The sequence below is a fragment of the Neoactinobaculum massilliense genome, from assembly GCF_900604955.1.
In the GTDB taxonomy this organism is placed as follows: domain Bacteria; phylum Actinomycetota; class Actinomycetes; order Actinomycetales; family Actinomycetaceae; genus Neoactinobaculum; species Neoactinobaculum massilliense.
This window is the reverse complement of sequence record NZ_UWPE01000001.1, coordinates 1,083,374-1,099,620: the sequence shown is the minus strand read 5'-3', so window position 1 is coordinate 1,099,620 and position 16,247 is coordinate 1,083,374. Positions and strand designations below refer to the sequence as shown.

The window sequence follows — 16,247 nt, the reverse complement described above, 5'->3', positions numbered from 1 at the left end:
CGCCGCTGCGGCGGTCCGTAGGTTGCCGTGGCGGAGTTCCCGGGATGGCACCGGTGTTCGTAATCAGGGTCTTGATGGGGCGGTAGCTGTGGTGAGAGCGTGTGGCCTGTGCCTAGCCTTGGGGATAGTAGGGCTCTACCTGATAGCCGCGGGCATTGAGTAGCAGATATGCCGCTGCGACCTGCGCCGTGTAGAGGCGCCATTCGAACGTGCTCCCGCCGTGTGCATCCATATAGGCGCATTCGTTCGCATAAAGCGGTACACGGATGGTCTTTTCATGTGCCGCATCTGCTGCACGCGCCATACCTTCCACGGCTTCGATCAACTCTTGCCAGAGATCATTGATGTTCTCGGCTACGTCCTTAGGCACGTGGTAGCGGCCTGACTCCCACCGGGCCGCTGTCCGGAGCTGAACAGTACTGAGTCTGGCTAGATCATTGAGCGATAAGCCCAGGAGACTGCGTTTGATCCTCAATTCCGCATTCTCCATGTACAGCTCTCTGGGCTGGTCCACTTCCAGATGGGCCTCTGTAGGCTGATTCGTGTTCATATGGGCCTCTCTAGGCGAATCCATAGTGGATGGTCTCTTCCCGCGAATCCCTGTTTGGGTAGGAAAGTAATATCTTCCATGACATTCTGCCATTACACGTGGCGAGATGCTGGAATGTATGCGGGATAGCGTGTTCGTTACCACCGGAGTACGTGTGGGTGCTCTTCCCAGCTCGCCCCGGAAGAGTCGGCTCCCCGACCGGGGTTGACCAGGATGCGGAAATACCCCCGCTCGCGCGGGGAAGAGCACGCTGTAGATTCGTCACCATTTGTTTAAACGGAAATACCCCCGCTCGCGCGGGGAAGAGGTAGCCGCGGTTGCTGAGTCGGGTGAGTGCTTGGAAATACCCCCGCTCGCGCGGGGAAGAGGTAGCCGCGGTTGCTGAGTCGGGTGAGTGCTTGGAAATACCCCCGCTCGCGCGGGGAAGAGCCGTCGTACGAATTGCGGGGAGTACTTCGTGCGGAAATACCCCCGCTCGCGCGGAAAAGAGAAGGTCAGCCTGTGGGTGTATCAGGATTCGCCGGAAATACCCCCGCTCGCGCGGGGAAGAGTAGTGGATACCGCGAAGACCGTAAGCCCGGCCGGAAATACCCCCGCTCGCGCGGGGAAGAGTCGTCCCAGGTTTCGACGCTGATCGATCCGCTAGAAATACCCCCGCTCGCGCGGGGAAGAGATTTCGGGGCGCCGGGCGGGAGTTGCAGACCGGGAAATACCCCCGCTCGCGCGGGGAAGAGGCGCTCGGAGTGAGCGTTACCTGTGTGATGTGGGAAATACCCCCGCTCGCGCGGGGAAGAGCACGGTTCGTTATCAATAGTTACAATCCGAACGGAAATACCCCCGCTCGCGCGGGGAAGAGTTAAGGCCGCAACCGACGCTGAATTGGCTGAGGGAAATACCCCCGCTCGCGCGGGGAAGAGAAAGAAAGTGGAACCGCACGCGAAGTCTGACCGGAAATACCCCCGCTCGCGCGGGGAAGAGTGCGCTTTACTGGCTACTGCCGAATTATCCACGGAAATACCCCCGCTCGCGCGGGGAAGAGGGGGTGCTCATGGTGGTGTCTCCTTTTGCGTGGGAAATACCCCCGCTCGCGCGGGGAAGAGCCACTCCACCACCTGGATGCCTGCCCGGCCCAGGAAATACCCCCGCTCGCGCGGGGAAGAGGGGGTGGTGGGTATGCTTGTGCTTCGTCGCCTTGGGGAAATACCCCCGCTCGCGCGGGGAAGAGACTAACCAATCCGCGGAATCAAGCCACCCGTGAATATTCAATCACGAAAATCTGGGCAAAAGTGGACCCAGGATGCAGTGAGCATGTTGAGGTGATCACGCTGCTAGACATGCCGCGAGCCCTCATTCCAGCGCGTACGCCTATCTGCGTTCGGATCAATTCGGGGCTGCACGCTTTCCGCTTGACTTACTGTGGACATAAGCAGCAGCCCATCGATGGTCAATACCGGTCGGCTCTGCTTACCCACGGAACGCACACTAAATCCCTGCTCGGTACCCGGCGCGCTAGTCACCATCGTCGCGGCTCCATTGCCGGTCGCCTCCATGCAGCGAAGCCACAGATAATCCGCTACGCGCGCCGAAAGTACGCCAACGTACAGGCCTGTATCTGCCTCGGAGAGGAAACGCGAGAGATAGCCGTGCAGGTAGTCGGGCACGGCGCGCACACTAATAACCGCGAACATCAGTCCCTACCTCCGTACTGTGTATGTCCCGCAACTTCACGGTTATTGCCACCGATCAACCTGTCGTCAGTGCGCGAGGGAAGGTGTGGAGTGAGAATCTCCTGCAGTGTAGCCACCATATCGACGATGACTTTGTGGCGGTGAACCTCGCTACGCAACTTTTTCCGGATCGAGGTGACCGGATCGGCGTCGTGCGAAGCGGAAAACACTAGCGGAATTGAGATTGATGGCTTATACATGTCAGCCAGATCAAAAAGGAGTGAACGGCCGTCTCCACGATGAATGATGCCGAGCGCTGGATTAATCCCCAGCACGCTGCATGCGGAGGCTGCGCAGCCATACAGGATGGAATTCGCGATGTTTAATCCCACGTTGACTGGATCGGTGGCGGCCGTGTCTCGATGAAATTTGATTTTCGCCTTCTTTGCCTCGTCGCGATACAAGTTTCTGATGGTTCGGCCCTCGAGTCCTCGCATCGCTGCAATAGTTCCGCCCGGCATCTTTTCGATACCCAGCTGCTTCTTGTAGAGAATCAGGGCGGCTTCGCGCTGGCGCGCCTCATTCGAGACCAGCCGCGCCTGCGCAATAGCCCAGCGTGCGGACGTGGTGAGCGACGTCGCCGTCGCATACGCATTCACTCCGCCGCCACCGGTGAAAATAACCGTCGCACCGGAGCGAGCGCAGGAAGCCATCGCCTCGTGCGAAATTGATGTGCCGGGCCCAAGCAGCAGCGCCGCAATGCCTGCTACAGGAATCTGCACGCGCGCAGTCATTTCCTCCTCAGCGAGCAATGCAATCACGCCCGTCCGATCCTGACGTAGCACCGCATGCTCCAGGTACAGGTAGGAGACACGGTCCTCCGCGCGTATCTGCTCGTTCGCCGGAATGGTAGAGAACGCGAGTGCTTCGGGCGAGTAGGCCATTGAGAGTCCTTTCATTGGCTCCTAGTAAGTCAGGAGGTCTCCCGTTCGGTGGTCGGGGCGATGAGGCCCAGCCGTGGGTCATAGAGGTATTCGGCGTTCGATACGGCCTTGTAGCGGCTGAGTAACGACGGCGACTCGTTGAGTGCCACCGTCTTGCCTAACTCGTCTAGCTTGGCGACGATGCTCCTTGGAATATTGATGGAACCTTCGAGTGCGCGCGTGACCGTTGCCTGGTCTTTCCCAGCGATGCGCTGGAGCACCGCCGGATCACCGTCCCAGGCCCCCGGAATAACGGCCGGATCCCCGCAGAGAATCGCGGGTGTCGCGGGATCGTCAATGAGGCGGGTGGAGGCTTCCTCGTCATTTACGTCACTGAGTGTGAGTGCAACAAAATCGCCCAGTTCAGTCATAGAGTCATCCAGTAGGGGCATCAGTTCGATCCGCGCGTTTTCACCACGGCTTGCCGCAAGGGCGTGTGCCGCGAATTCATCGAGGGCATCGTCATCCTCGTTCTGCAGCGTCTCCAGCGTGGCGGCGCAGCTATCGATAAAGTCCTGGCAGTCCTCCGGCACCCGCAGCGTGCTGTGCTCCGTCAGCCAGGCCTCCACGCGCTTGAGTTCGGCGCGGAAGTAAGGTTTTGTCTCCCAACCGTTCGTACTTGTGGACGTAATAGCGGCAACACTCAGTGAGGGGTGGCTGAGCCCCGGTACACGCGTGGAGCGTTTCGGATCCTCGCGCCGCCATGAGCGTCCCACGCGCTGAATAAGTGAGGGCGCCGGGCAGAGCTCGGTGCGAAGTAGATCTAGATCGATATCCAGCGACGCCTCAATTACCTGCGTGCCGATGACAAGTGTGCCCTCGCCGTCGCCGTTCTTACCTAGTTCCGCCTCAAGTTGCGCCGCACTCCGGTTACGATGCGCGGCCGTCATCCGCGAGTGAAGCACCAGAGCGTCCGGACATTCGGCGGCCACCTGCTGCGCTCGTGCCACGGTGTTGCAGATAAGTCCGATACGGGCCCGCGGATACTTAGCTCGCATGGCACGAATCCATTCCACGTGCCCTGCAACCATGTCGTCAATTGGGGTGTGGTCGAGGTGGAGCGCGATGATACGCGGGTTTGCCGCCACTGCAACGTGAGCGGGTGGATCTGTATGCTGCGGCAGCGCCTGGAGTCCTCGGGGCGGGACTTCCTCTGCGGAAGGGAATTCCGTGGGCGCCTCGGGCTCGTGATTCGCGTAGGCTTCCGTGAACGCGCGTCGCTGCCAGCTCGGCAGCGTGGCCGTCAGCACGGTGACCCGAGTGCCCGTCGCGCCGAGCCAGGTCAACAAATCCGTAAAGAGCTGGCTCTGGTACTGGTCGAGGGTGTGCGCCTCGTCCACCACCACGTGCGCGTTCGCAAGAGCGAGCAGCCGCAGGTGCGTCCACTTCGCGGGCAGGGCCGCGAAGAGCGCCTGATCTACGGTAGCGACGCATACCGGCGCCAGCAGCCGCGAACTACCCGAACGCACGAACTCGGTGGGATAGAGCCCGCCGTCGTCATTAATCGATGTTCCGTCCTGCCTATCCGCGCTCTGGGTACTCGCAGTAGTGACGGCCTGCTGGTAGAACGACGCCGTTCGCGCCATCCCGTGTGCTAGCGCGCCCACGTTGTGGGTGCCCTGGAAGGCCTCCTGGACGCGTGCCATCATGGCGTTCGTGGTGGCTTGGGTGGGGAGAAGGAAGAGGAGACGCTCGGCGCGGGTGGAGTGGCGGAGTAGTGCGGCTTCTGTTTTTCCGACGCCGGTGGGCGCCATCGCGATCCACAGCCCACCTCCGGTGGTGCGCGCCGCCTCCTGGAGCGGGCGCGGCGAATAATCGTGGAGGATGGCATGCTGCGCGGCCGCGGGTGAGCCCCAGTCATGGTAAATGCCGACGGTTGACTCCAAGCGGGCCGGTGCTTCCAGGCCGCGGGTTTGAATCCACTCGCGCGGGCGATCCAGCGAAATCTGGCCCGCGTCAACCATTTCCGTACCACGCACTACCCACTCGGTGCCTGAGGCGATGCGGTCCGCCAGTACGGTGAGGCCCGAGAGAAGCACGGTGACGACGGGTGACACGCGTTCCGGCAGATCAGTGGAGCTGATGCCGCATCCCGCGCTCACCAGGTCAAGCAGATCCTGGCGGACGTGCCCCCAGCCCAATTCCGTGGTGGCGTAGTCAAAGTCCTCGGCGATGAACTTGACTCCGCTCGTCCCATCAAACGGGAGCGTAAAGCGCCCGTGGTGCCCAAGAGATGGAAGAGTAAGCCAGCGACCTGCTGCTGGTGCATTCGATTTCCTGAGGACGGCGGTATCACCTGCCAGCGTGAGTGCCGAGACTCGTTCGTGGCGGCGGTGAGCAGGAACGTTCGCCCATTCGAGTAGTTCGGTCCGGTCGCTGAACTCCACCGGTTCCTCGGCAAGAATGCGCTCACGAACCGCAGGCCACGGCTCGCCTTTCTGCCGGGGCTGGTACTGGAATACGGGGGAGGCTTTCCCAACATCGTGTGTACCAGTTATCCATTGAACGATGCTGCGGGCGTGGGCGCCTCCGAGCCCCGCATTAATGAGTGCGCGCAGACCCGGGCGCAGCCAGAGGTCATAGAGCGCGCCCGCAATCGTGGCCGTATCCAGCAGATGTGCGGCCAGTGGGTACGTACCGGTTAGGCCGGACTGCTTTGCCCAAATGGCGCGGTGCGGATGAACCTTCTGCTCGGAACCGGGTTCGTTCGTCATGCGGATCCTCTAGGCAATCGGCATCACGGAGAGCAGGCCGCAGCCGTACGACTTCTCGCGGCCCACGCCCGCCAATTGCAGCGCGTGCAGCGCGTACTCGTCTCCAACCTGCGCAACGCCGTCAATGGTGTCCACCTGAAGCACAAAACCCTTGGTGGTTCCCTTCTTGCGTCGTGGCTTCCCGAGTAATTCGCGCGTGTGATTGAGAATCGTGACCTGCGTGAGTGCCGGTGAAAGCTTCGCGGAGAGCCACTCGGTGATACCGGGAAGCTCGCCGGTGGCATCGGCGTCGAACGGAATGGAATTGACCTTCGTTGCCTTCCCTTCCCGCGTACCTTCTTCCACGCTCTTCTTTCCCTTGCGCTGCACGGCATTGACGGCCACGCGGAAACGGATAGTGGTACCCGCTGGCACATGTGGGAGGGGTGCTTCCTTGACGTCCACGCCGGACACTTCCACGCTGGGGCGAACCCGCGACTGGATAAGGAAGTACGGCGCCTGGCCGGGCACATGGTCCAGGCGGAACAGCACGCCCAGTTCACTTCGCGGCGTGGAGGAATCAACGCTCGGGAAGAGGCTCATGACCGCGCGATGCCGGAATTGCGGCTGTGCGAGCAGTGACGGGTTGCCGGCGTGAAACTCGGCTCCGCGGGCGAGCGCCACATGGGCTGGGAGCCGGGTGAAGAACAGTGTGCTGGTCATGGTGCCCTCGATCGTCGTTGAAAAGGTAAAGTTCAGACATATCCTATTACGACGACGTGTGGAGGTGCCGGTGCGTAACGCATTGACTGAGATTGCCTGGGTGCGTACCACGGCTGGACCAATGACGGTACGGGACGTGCTACGCCAGGCTCACGATCCCGCCATTCACCTTCAGGCGTCTGATCCTGGTTACGTGGTGGGTACAGAGTTGCGTGTGCTGGCTGCGGTCACCGCGGTGGTACTGCGGTACGACGGCGCAGATCCGGCTACGGGCCGCGTCCACGATCCCGAACGCCTGGCCGTGCACGGGCTCAGTGAGGATGCTATTGGGCAGGCTATGGCCGTGCTCGAGCCCGGGGCTGATCTCGACGATCCGGTACAGCCATTCATGCAGCGGCCCGTGCTCACGCCAGCAGGGAAGAAAGATACCGCGCGGCGGATCGGCCCTGGCGATCAAGCGGTGAAGAAACTGCTTCCGTCAATGCCGCCGGATACCGGTGAGGACTTCTGGGATCTACGGGTGGCGCAGCCCGACCACCTCACGGTGGGGCCCGCTACGCTGGCGCTCGCGGTGTATCAGCATTACTCGATGGCTGGAAATGGCGGGTATGACGGGGATAAGCCGCAGATGGGAGCGCCCGGAATTCGCTATTACTCCAAGATGAGTGCCACCGAACTGATCTGGCGCGGTGATTCCCTGCTGCACACGCTGCTCATGATGATTCCGCATGAGTGGGTAAAAGGCGATGGGCTGCCGGCCTGGGTTGATCGAACGGGTGAGAAATCGGTGGTTCCCACTGGCCATCATCCGCTCTGGCGAGCCACCTGGAGCTCTAATACCTCCGCCACGTGCTGGGATGCTGCCGGGAACCTGGTAGGAACGCGCGTGGGTGGAATTCCCGCCGCATGGTATGTCCCGGAGATGGGAACCACGAAGGAAACACGCAAGGCATGGTGGGACCAGCGCAACGAAGCGGATCCGTTCTACCTGTACCTACCCGGGTTTGACGGTGCACTCAAGGCACAGCGCATTGACGTGGGCCGCGACGCGACGGAGCTGGCGGTCGAATGGGCTGCGGAAGGTCGGCTAGAGGACGCTCTCACTCGATCCTCGGGGCGCGTGCTAGCGCCCGATGCGGAATCTGCGCGGGTGGTGTTTATTCGACACCATATTGCCGGAACTGCCAGTTCTCCGAGTATCCGCCTTTCTGAGGTTGTCCGTCCAAATGAGGATGAATGGCGAATGGCTACTTCCGCTCGCATGGCTTTCGCGATCAAGAACGATGCCCGTCTTCTGCTTGATCTGCAGCGCGTAGTGGTGCGTCCTTTCCGTAAAGGTGGTCAAGGCGGTGCAAAGGGCGACGGTCAGTCAGCCAAGTTTCCGGGAGGGACGCTCTTTAACTTCGGTGTGCCGGACGCCGATGTGAGCACCACCTACTGGCGTGAGGTTGCTCCTGTGTATGAGGAGATCGTGCGGCTCGCAAGCCGAACGGAACGGCGCTTGCCGGAAGGTACGTACAAGACACTTCGGCGTGCCGTACTAGGTGCGTTTGACGCCGTGGTTGCGCCCTTCGGATCGAAGGATTTGGGCAAGGTTTACGCGGCGCGAGCGAACCTGGCAGGCCGGGTGAACGGGATACTAAGGAAGCATGGGAAGGAACCCGCAAACGGGGAGCTGACGGAGGGTAAGGAGAACGATGACTGAACGCGAGAAAACCGCTGAGGCCTGGGGGCCGTTGTTGGCCACCATACTGGCGCAGCGCAATGAGCCCGAGTTTCGCCGCGAACGTGCGGCGCTGCGCAAGGGCATCACGCCGGCCACTGAGACCTGGGCGTATCCCTACGTCCTGCCCGTTCTCAGCCTCGGGGCTTCTGCGGCGACACGCACAGCGCTGCTGCGCAGCCTCGCCATGGCGGCCGAGTACCTGTCCGTGCCGCAGCGGCCGAACGACGGGCGGCGCGCCTCGGTAGGAATATGGGCCTGCCGCGTGGAACTGGAACGAAGTGGCAAGACGGGATTTGACCTGCTTCAGGACCCAGGGCTCATAGGCACGCGGTTAGCAACCATCCATACCCTCACCGTAGAGGAGGCGGCAGCCACTCTGCGCCGCATCTTCGACCTCGCCGTCCAACTGGGCGAACCACCCGCTGTCGACTACTTTGACCTCACCCGGACGCTCCTGCAGTGGGGCAACGGGACCTCCGCGGCGTCGCGCGAGGTGCGTACTCGAATCCTGCGGGACTTCTACTCCGGAAGCTTGAAGGACGGAGCTGCAGGCGACGTCGGCCAAGAACCTAGTGAACCTACAGATGGTGAGCGCTAGACCGGCGGCAACCATTCAACCAACCGACTACTTCTAATCCCCACCACATCAAGGAGAAATCAATGGCTCGTAATCTGACAATCCACCTGGCCCAGGAGTTTCCATACTCCAATCTCAACCGCGATGATGCGGGCTCCCCGAAGCGCATCCTTCAGGGAGGCGTTCTCCGAGCCATGCTGTCCTCGCAGGCGATCAAGCGCGGTATTCGTACCATCTATGAGAACCAGAGCATGGACCTCTCGGTCCGCTCAGGTCGGCTCGCGGACGAGGTCGCGGCGGCGGCGCTTGAGCTTGACGGTTCGCTCGACAAGAAGAAAACTGAAAAGGAAGCCGCAAAGATCATCGGTCAGCTCACCAAGGGTGGCGAGAGCGAGGGCGGTAGTGACCGCTCGGCGTGGCTGAGCTCCGAGGAACTGGCTACAGCCGCTAAGACGGTGGCTGATCGCGTTGGCGGCGGAGCCACAGATAAGGTGGACGCGAGCGCCTATATGACCGAGGGTGCTACGGGTTCACTGGCGATCGCCGCGTTCGGCCGGATGTTCGCCAACTCTCCGGAATTTGGTACCGAGGCGGCGCTGTCGGTCTCCCCAGCTGTGACCACTCATCAGGCAGTAATTGAAGCTGATTATTTCTCCACGGTGGATGACGTAAAAGTTCGGGAGCGCGAATCTGGCGCAACCTTCCTCGGCACGACTCAGTTCACCAGCGGTGTGTTCTATCGCGCCATCACAATTGACCGTGACCAGCTCAAGGAAAGCTGGTCAGGCTGGGACCTTCCGGGAGCGGACGAGAAGCTGGGCCTGCTGGTGGACGCAATTCTGTACGGCCTGCCGCGCGGCAAGGAGCACTCGACGGCGCCATACGTCCAGCCGGCACTGGTGCTCGCCGAAGAACAGAAGTACCGGGTGGCCTACGGGTTCGATACCCCGGTGGAGGCTGCATCGGACGGCGGATACCTCGCGCCGACCGTGTCCGAGCTGGCGCGTCAGTACGCGGCTGCACGGCGCTTCGATCCGGATAACTTCGGCGAACTCTCGCTGGTCACGGGTACGTATGAAGGCCTGGCGAACGAATTTACCGGCACCTCGGTGGTTACCAAGCGTGAACTCATCGACGCGGTAGTGCGGTGGATTCGCAGTGAGTAAGTCGATTTATCTACGCCTCGCGGGTCCGCTGCAATCCTGGGCGGGCAGCACTGTGACGGGCAATTTTGTTCGAACGGAGCGGATACCCACACGCTCGGGGCTGGAAGGGTTGATTGCGGGGGCACTCGGTGCGCGCCGCGGGCAGTGGCCGGAGTGGCTCTCCACACTCGACTTCAGCATTCGAGTGGATGCCGATGGCGCCCTGACGGATGATTTCCAGACCATCAACAGGCGAGATTCGGAGGAAGATTTTCGGTCGCGCCTTTTCATCATGCTTGGGCAGAGTGCGAGTAAAGCACGCGGCAACGGCCTGGTCTACACGCCTGACGCGCAGCACGGCACAAGCATCACTAAACGCACCTACCTTGCCGACGCCGAATTCATCGTGCGCATCACCAGTGAGGAGCACGGGGAGGAGATTGCTGAGGCGCTTCGGAAGCCGGTGTTCTCAACCTATCTGGGGCGGAAGGCATTCGTGGCAGAGTTTCCGTTCTTCCTTGGGGTAGGGCCCGCCGCCGTGTGGGAGAGCTTGCCGATAGTTGTGCGTGCTGATCGAGACGAAGGTGTTGTTGCGCATTCGGGTGAAGAACGCGTAGCGCGTCCCACCGCCGACGTCGATCGGGGCACTATCGATGCAACCGCAGTTCCTCGAGTCCCGCTGCACGTGGTCGAATACTCGCCTGGGCTGCCGGCGCGGCATCTGCGTCAGCAGTTCCCTCAGGTCAGTAGTCGGGAGGAATGGCTCCAGTACGTGGGAGAAACGTTGGAGCGGTCGATCGCCGTGTTGTAGATGCGTACTAGGACTGTGCACCGTTGAGTTAGCGATCGCGCTCGTTTTATAAGGCCCGCCCACATTGTGGGTGGGCCTTATTTTGTATTTTGAGATGATGCTGTCTATTGGGTGATTGGTGGTTGTGGGGTGTGGTGTGGTTCATGGGTTTGTGGTGTTGTGTGGTGTTGTGTGGTGTTGTGTGGTGGTGGGGGTGGTGGGTATGCTTGTGCTTCGTCGCCTTGTGGTGGTGCTTGGTTTTCTCCCTTTGGGGGTGGCTGGGTGGTGCTGTGGGGTGGTGTTTTCTCCTTCCTGTGTGCTTGGGGTTGTTCTGGGTGTGTGGGGTGTGGGGGTGGTGGTTGAGTGCTTGATAGTGTGTTGACTTTTGAGAGTAAGAACAGGCTGGCTGTGCTCCTTTTTGTGGGGGTTGGTTGGTTTGTTGTTTTTGTGAGTCGTTTTGGCTTTCTGGTTTTTGTGGAGAGTTTGATTCTGGCTCAGGACGAACGCTGGCGGCGTGCTTAACACATGCAAGTCGAACGGTAAGGCGCCTCAACTTGTTGGGGTGTACACGAGTGGCGAACGGGTGAGTAATACGTGAGTAACCTGCCCTTCCTTTTGGGATAAGCCTTGGAAACGGGGTCTAATACTGGATATTCTGCGTCCCACGCATGTGGGGTGTTGGAAAGGGTTTTTCTGAGGGGGGATGGGCTCGCGGCCTATCAGCTTGTTGGTGGGGTGATGGCCTACCAAGGCGGTGACGGGTAGCCGGCCTGAGAGGGTGACCGGCCACATTGGGACTGAGATACGGCCCAGGCTCCTACGGGAGGCAGCAGTGGGGGATATTGCACAATGGGCGGAAGCCTGATGCAGCGACGCCGCGTGGGGGATGACGGCTTTCGGGTTGTAAACCTCTTTCGCTGGGGAACAAGGCCTTGAGTGTTCTTGGGGTTGAGGGTACCTGGATAAGAAGCGCCGGCTAACTACGTGCCAGCAGCCGCGGTAATACGTAGGGCGCGAGCGTTGTCCGGAATTATTGGGCGTAAAGAGCTTGTAGGCGGCTTGTTGCGCCTGCTGTGAAAACTTGGGGCTTAACCCTGAGCGTGCAGTGGGTACGGGCAGGCTAGAGTGTGGTAGGGGTGATTGGAACTCCAGGTGTAGCGGTGGAATGCGCAGATATCTGGAAGAACACCGATGGCGAAGGCAGGTCACTGGGCCATTACTGACGCTGAGAAGCGAAAGCGTGGGGAGCGAACAGGATTAGATACCCTGGTAGTCCATGCTGTAAACGTTGGGAACTAGGTGTGGGGTCCTTCCACGGGGTCTGCGCCGTAGCTAACGCATTAAGTTCCCCGCCTGGGGAGTACGGCCGCAAGGCTAAAACTCAAAGAAATTGACGGGGGCCCGCACAAGCGGCGGAGCATGCGGATTAATTCGATGCAACGCGAAGAACCTTACCAAGGCTTGACATCTACTTGGACATGCCAGAGATGGTGTGGCCCTTTTAGGGCGGGTAGACAGGTGGTGCATGGTTGTCGTCAGCTCGTGTCGTGAGATGTTGGGTTAAGTCCCGCAACGAGCGCAACCCTTGTCTCGTGTTACCAGCGGTTTGGCCGGGGACTCACGAGAGACTGCCGGGGTTAACTCGGAGGAGGGTGGGGATGACGTCAAATCATCATGCCCCTTATGTCTTGGGCTTCACGCATGCTACAATGGCCGGTACAGAGGGTGGCGATACTGTGAGGTGGAGCGAATCCCTTAAAGCTGGTCTCAGTTCGGATTGGGGTCTGCAACTCGACCCCATGAAGTCGGAGTCGCTAGTAATCGCAGATCAGCAACGCTGCGGTGAATACGTTCTCGGGCCTTGTACACACCGCCCGTCACGTCATGAAAGTCGGCAACACCCGAAGCTCGTGGCCTAACCCTTGTGGGGGGAGCGGTCGAAGGTGGGGCTGGTGATTGGGACGAAGTCGTAACAAGGTAGCCGTACCGGAAGGTGCGGCTGGATCACCTCCTTTCTAAGGATTGAAACCATGATGGGCTGCTTGGTGTGGCCTGTGTTTGTGTGGTTTGTGTGTGGATGCTCTCTGGTCTTCATGCTGTCAGGTTCTGGGTTACTGGCCCTGTGACTATCCATGTGTGGATGCGCGCGTTATGTGTGTGTTTGTGCGTGGTGTTGGTGTGGTGGTTGTGAATTGTATAGTGGACGCGAGCATCTTTAGATTTTGTTTGTAGGTTGTGTTGGGCGTTCGGTGGATGCCTTGGCATGATGGGCCGAAGAAGGACGTTGTAGCCTGCGATAAGCCTCGGGGAATTGGCTAGCGAGTTTTGATCCGAGGGTGTCCGAATGGGGAAACCTGGCTGGGGTGATGCCTGGTCGCTGCCTCCTGAATTGATAGGGGGGTGGTGGTAACGCGGGGAAGTGAAACATCTTAGTACCTGCTGGAGTAGATATTCCGTGAGTAGTGGCGAGCGAAAGCGGAGGAGCCTAAACCTAGTGTGTGTGTTGAGCCGTCGGGTGGTGCATGCTGGGGGTTGTGGGACGTGTCTTTATCCTGACCGACGTTGGGGTGCGTAGTGATAAACCTGGGTGATAGGTGAAGGGTCTGGGAAGGCCTGCCGGAGAGCGTGAGAGCCGTGTAACTGGAATTGCCTGGGCTGCGTTGATGTGTTCCCGAGTAGCACGGGGCTCGTGGAATCTCGTGTGAATCTGCCATGACCATGTGGTAAGGCTGAATACCTGTTGTGACCGATAGCGGATAGTACCGTGAGGGAATGGTGAAAAGTACCCCGGGAGGGGAGTGAAATAGTGCCTGAAACCGGGCGCCTACAATCCGTCAGAGCTCCTGTGTGGGGGTGATGGCGTGCCTATTGAAGAATGAGCCTGCGAGTTAGTGATGCGTGGCGAGGTTAACCCGTGTGGGGTATCCGTAGCGAAAGCGAGTCTGTTAAGGGCGGTAGTTGCGTGTTCTAGACCCGAAGCGGGGTGATCTACCCATGGCCAGTGTGAAGCATGTGTAAGAGCGTGTGGAGGCGCGAACCCACTTCAGTTGAAAATGGAGGGGATGAGCTGTGGGTAGGGGTGAAAGGCCAATCAAACTCCGTGATAGCTGGTTCTCCCCGAAATGCATTTTGGTGCAGCGTGTTGTGGTCTGCCTTGGAGGTAGAGCGACTGGATGGTGGACGGGCCCTGTCGGGTTACTGATATCAGCCAAACTCCGAATGCCAGGGACAGGTAGCAGCGCAGTGAGACTGTGGGGAATAAACTTCATGGTCGAGAGGGAAACAGCCCAGACCGCCGGTTAAGGCCCCTAAGTGTGTGCTAAGTGGGAAAGGATGTGGAGTTGCTGTGACAACCAGGAGGTTGGCTTAGAAGCAGCCATCCTTGAAAGAGTGCGTAATAGCTCACTGGTCAAGTGATTCTGCGCCGACAATGTAGCGGGGCTGAAGTACACCGCCGAAACCGCGGCAATGATCATCATCCTTGTGGTGGTGTTGGGTAGGGGAGCGTCGTGTTCGAGGTGAAGCAGCCTGGTGATGGGTTGTGGATTGGACGCGAGTGAGAATGCAGGCATGAGTAACGAGAGGCGGGTGAGAATCCCGTCCGCTGTATGACTAAGGGTTCCAGGGGCAGGCTTGTCCGCCCTGGGTTAGTCGGGTCCTAAGGCGAGGCCGTCAGGCGTAGTCGATGGGTGACCAGTTCATATTCTGGTACCGGTAGAGAACCGTCCGTGTGGTCCGTGTTGATGCTAACCACCCCAAACTGTCTGTCCTGTGCAGGATTTTTCTTGTATGGGTGGGCGGGGCGGCGTGGGGTCCGAAGTACGGGTCGCAAGCGTGGTAACAGGTGTGACGCAGAGTGGTAGTTCAGCGTGTCTTATGGCTTGGCACGTTCAAGGGTGTGGCCCGTTTTCTAGGTAAATCCGGGAGACGTGTGGGTGAGGCCTGATGAGGACCCAGTATATGGGGTAGTGAATGATCCTGGGCTGCCGAGAAAAGCATCGACGCGAGGTTTGAACCGCCCGTACCCGAAACCGACACTGGTGGTCTGGTAGAGAATACTAAGGCGTGCGAGTGAATCATGATTAAGGAACTCGGCAAAATGCCCCCGTAACTTCGGGAGAAGGGGGACCTGAGACTTGGCATGCCCCGTGCGGGTATGTGGGGTTGAGGGTCGCAGAGTCTAGGGAGAAGCGACTGTTTATCAAAAACACAGGTCCGTGCGAAGCTGTAAGGCGATGTATACGGACTGACGCCTGCCCGGTGCTGGAAGGTTAAGCAGACTGGTGAGCACTCCTTGTGGGTGTGAGGCTGGGAAGTTAAGCCCCAGTAAACGGCGGTGGTAACTATAACCATCCTAAGGTAGCGAAATTCCTTGTCGGGTAAGTTCCGACCTGCACGAATGGCGTAACGACTTCTCCACTGTCTCGATCATGAACTCGGTGAAATTGCATTACGAGTAAAGATGCTCGTTTCGCGTAGCAGGACGGAAAGACCCCGGGACCTTTACTATAGCTTGGTATTGGTGTTCGGTACGGCTTGTGTAGGATAGGTGGGAGACGGTGAAGCAGTCACGCTAGTGGGTGTGGAGTCATTGGTGAAATACCACTCTGGCCGTGTTGCACTTCTAACCTCGACCCGTGATCCGGGTCAGGGACAGTGCCTGGTGGGTAGTTTAACTGGGGCGGTTGCCTCCTAAAAAGTAACGGAGGCGCTCAAAGGTTCCCTCGGCCTGGTTGGTAACCAGGTGGTGAGTGTAAGTGCACAAGGGAGCTTGACTGTGAGACAGACATGTCGGGCAGGTACGAAAGTAGGAACTAGTGATCCGGCAGTGGCTTGTGGAAGCGCTGTCGCTCAACGGATAAAAGGTACCCCGGGGATAACAGGCTGATCCTTCCCAAGAGTTCATATCGACGGAATGGTTTGGCACCTCGATGTCGGCTCGTCGCATCCTGGGGCTGGAGTAGGTCCCAAGGGTTAGGCTGTTCGCCTATTAAAGCGGTACGCGAGCTGGGTTCAGAACGTCGTGAGACAGTTCGGTCCCTATCCGCTACGCGCGTTGGAGAATTGTGAAGGGCTGTCCCTAGTACGAGAGGACCGGGATGGACGAACCTCTAGTGTGCCAGTTGTTCCGCCAGGAGCACGGCTGGTTAGCCACGTTCGGGAGGGATAACCGCTGAAAGCATCTAAGCGGGAAGCCTGCTTCAAGATAAGTTCTCCTACCAGCCCTGTGGGGTTGGGTGAGGCCTCCTAGAGATGATGGGATGGATAGGCCGGAAGTAGACGCCTTGTAAAGGGTGGAGCTGACCGGTACTAATGGCCGAAAACCTACACGATTCTTTCTTGTTGTTCGCGTCTACTATACGATTCACGGCCCCCACGCCTAGTCGGCAGGG

Annotated in this window: 9 protein-coding genes, 2 rRNA genes and 1 CRISPR repeat array; of the genes, 6 read left to right on the top strand and 5 right to left on the bottom strand. The window is 59.6% G+C overall.

Features of this window, described 5'->3' with window-relative positions; genetic code table 11:
• Nucleotides 1-112: 112 nt before the first annotated feature.
• From EIH27_RS04735 to EIH27_RS04715, 5 genes are all read right to left on the bottom strand, one after another.
• Nucleotides 113-574: a helix-turn-helix domain-containing protein gene (locus EIH27_RS04735; protein ID WP_164461598.1), complete on the bottom strand. Its 462-nt coding sequence runs from the start codon at nucleotides 572-574 to the stop codon at nucleotides 113-115.
• Between the two features lie 193 nt (nucleotides 575-767).
• A CRISPR array of direct repeats spans nucleotides 768-1,775; the repeat unit is 29 nt; unit sequence GGAAATACCCCCGCTCGCGCGGGGAAGAG.
• Between the two features lie 103 nt (nucleotides 1,776-1,878).
• Nucleotides 1,879-2,238, bottom strand: coding sequence for a type I-E CRISPR-associated endoribonuclease Cas2e (gene cas2e / locus EIH27_RS04730; protein WP_124039775.1), 360 nt, complete (start codon nucleotides 2,236-2,238; stop codon nucleotides 1,879-1,881).
• Nucleotides 2,238-3,176: a type I-E CRISPR-associated endonuclease Cas1e gene (gene cas1e, locus EIH27_RS04725; RefSeq protein WP_241152970.1), complete on the bottom strand. Its 939-nt coding sequence runs from the start codon at nucleotides 3,174-3,176 to the stop codon at nucleotides 2,238-2,240. Before cas1e ends, cas2e begins: the two co-directional genes overlap by 1 nt.
• Nucleotides 3,177-3,190: 14 nt before the next feature.
• Nucleotides 3,191-5,914 carry a CRISPR-associated helicase Cas3' gene (gene cas3, locus EIH27_RS04720; RefSeq protein ID WP_124039774.1) on the bottom strand — a complete coding sequence of 908 codons (2,724 nt, stop codon included), beginning with the start codon at nucleotides 5,912-5,914 and terminating at the stop codon, nucleotides 3,191-3,193.
• Nucleotides 5,915-5,923: 9 nt separating this feature from the next.
• Nucleotides 5,924-6,616 carry a type I-E CRISPR-associated protein Cas6/Cse3/CasE gene (locus tag EIH27_RS04715; protein ID WP_124039773.1) on the bottom strand — a complete coding sequence of 231 codons (693 nt, stop codon included), beginning with the start codon at nucleotides 6,614-6,616 and terminating at the stop codon, nucleotides 5,924-5,926.
• Here EIH27_RS04715 and EIH27_RS04710 point away from each other — a divergent pair.
• The 6 genes from EIH27_RS04710 (at nucleotide 6,594) to EIH27_RS04685 (ending at nucleotide 16,187) form a co-directional block, all read left to right on the top strand.
• Entirely contained in the window at nucleotides 6,594-8,321 is a 1,728-nt protein-coding gene (locus tag EIH27_RS04710) for a type I-E CRISPR-associated protein Cse1/CasA (RefSeq protein WP_124039772.1), read from the top strand. The two genes, EIH27_RS04715 and EIH27_RS04710, sit on opposite strands and share 23 nt — an antisense overlap.
• The gene (gene casB / locus EIH27_RS04705) at nucleotides 8,314-8,940 is read left to right on the top strand and encodes a type I-E CRISPR-associated protein Cse2/CasB (RefSeq protein ID WP_124039771.1); all 627 of its coding nucleotides are present in this window, start codon (nucleotides 8,314-8,316) and stop codon (nucleotides 8,938-8,940) included. The genes EIH27_RS04710 and casB overlap by 8 nt, the downstream gene beginning before the upstream one ends.
• Before the next feature lie 62 nt (nucleotides 8,941-9,002).
• On the top strand, nucleotides 9,003-10,085 hold the full coding sequence (gene cas7e, locus EIH27_RS04700) for a type I-E CRISPR-associated protein Cas7/Cse4/CasC (protein ID WP_124039770.1): 1,083 nt from the start codon (nucleotides 9,003-9,005) through the stop codon (nucleotides 10,083-10,085).
• Nucleotides 10,078-10,875, top strand: a complete 798-nt coding sequence (gene cas5e, locus EIH27_RS04695; RefSeq protein WP_124039769.1) for a type I-E CRISPR-associated protein Cas5/CasD — start codon at nucleotides 10,078-10,080, stop codon at nucleotides 10,873-10,875. Before cas7e ends, cas5e begins: the two co-directional genes overlap by 8 nt.
• A gap of 450 nt (nucleotides 10,876-11,325) precedes the next feature.
• A 16S ribosomal RNA gene (locus EIH27_RS04690) occupies nucleotides 11,326-12,869 on the top strand.
• A gap of 211 nt (nucleotides 12,870-13,080) precedes the next feature.
• Nucleotides 13,081-16,187 (top strand): 23S ribosomal RNA (locus tag EIH27_RS04685).
• Together the 16S and 23S rRNA genes form the textbook arrangement of a ribosomal RNA operon.
• The last annotated feature ends 60 nt before the right edge of the window (nucleotides 16,188-16,247 follow it).

Excerpts from the sequence above, each read along its gene's own strand:
- EIH27_RS04735 (WP_164461598.1), bottom strand. The coding sequence starts at position 574 with ATGGATTCGCCTAGAGAGGCCCATATGAACACGAATCAGCCTACAGAG.
- cas2e (WP_124039775.1), bottom strand. The coding sequence starts at position 2,238 with ATGTTCGCGGTTATTAGTGTGCGCGCCGTGCCCGACTACCTGCACGGC.
- cas1e (WP_241152970.1), bottom strand. The coding sequence starts at position 3,176 with ATGAAAGGACTCTCAATGGCCTACTCGCCCGAAGCACTCGCGTTCTCT.
- cas3 (WP_124039774.1), bottom strand. The coding sequence starts at position 5,914 with ATGACGAACGAACCCGGTTCCGAGCAGAAGGTTCATCCGCACCGCGCC.
- EIH27_RS04715 (WP_124039773.1), bottom strand. The coding sequence starts at position 6,616 with ATGACCAGCACACTGTTCTTCACCCGGCTCCCAGCCCATGTGGCGCTC.
- casB (WP_124039771.1), top strand. The coding sequence starts at position 8,314 with ATGACTGAACGCGAGAAAACCGCTGAGGCCTGGGGGCCGTTGTTGGCC.
- cas7e (WP_124039770.1), top strand. The coding sequence starts at position 9,003 with ATGGCTCGTAATCTGACAATCCACCTGGCCCAGGAGTTTCCATACTCC.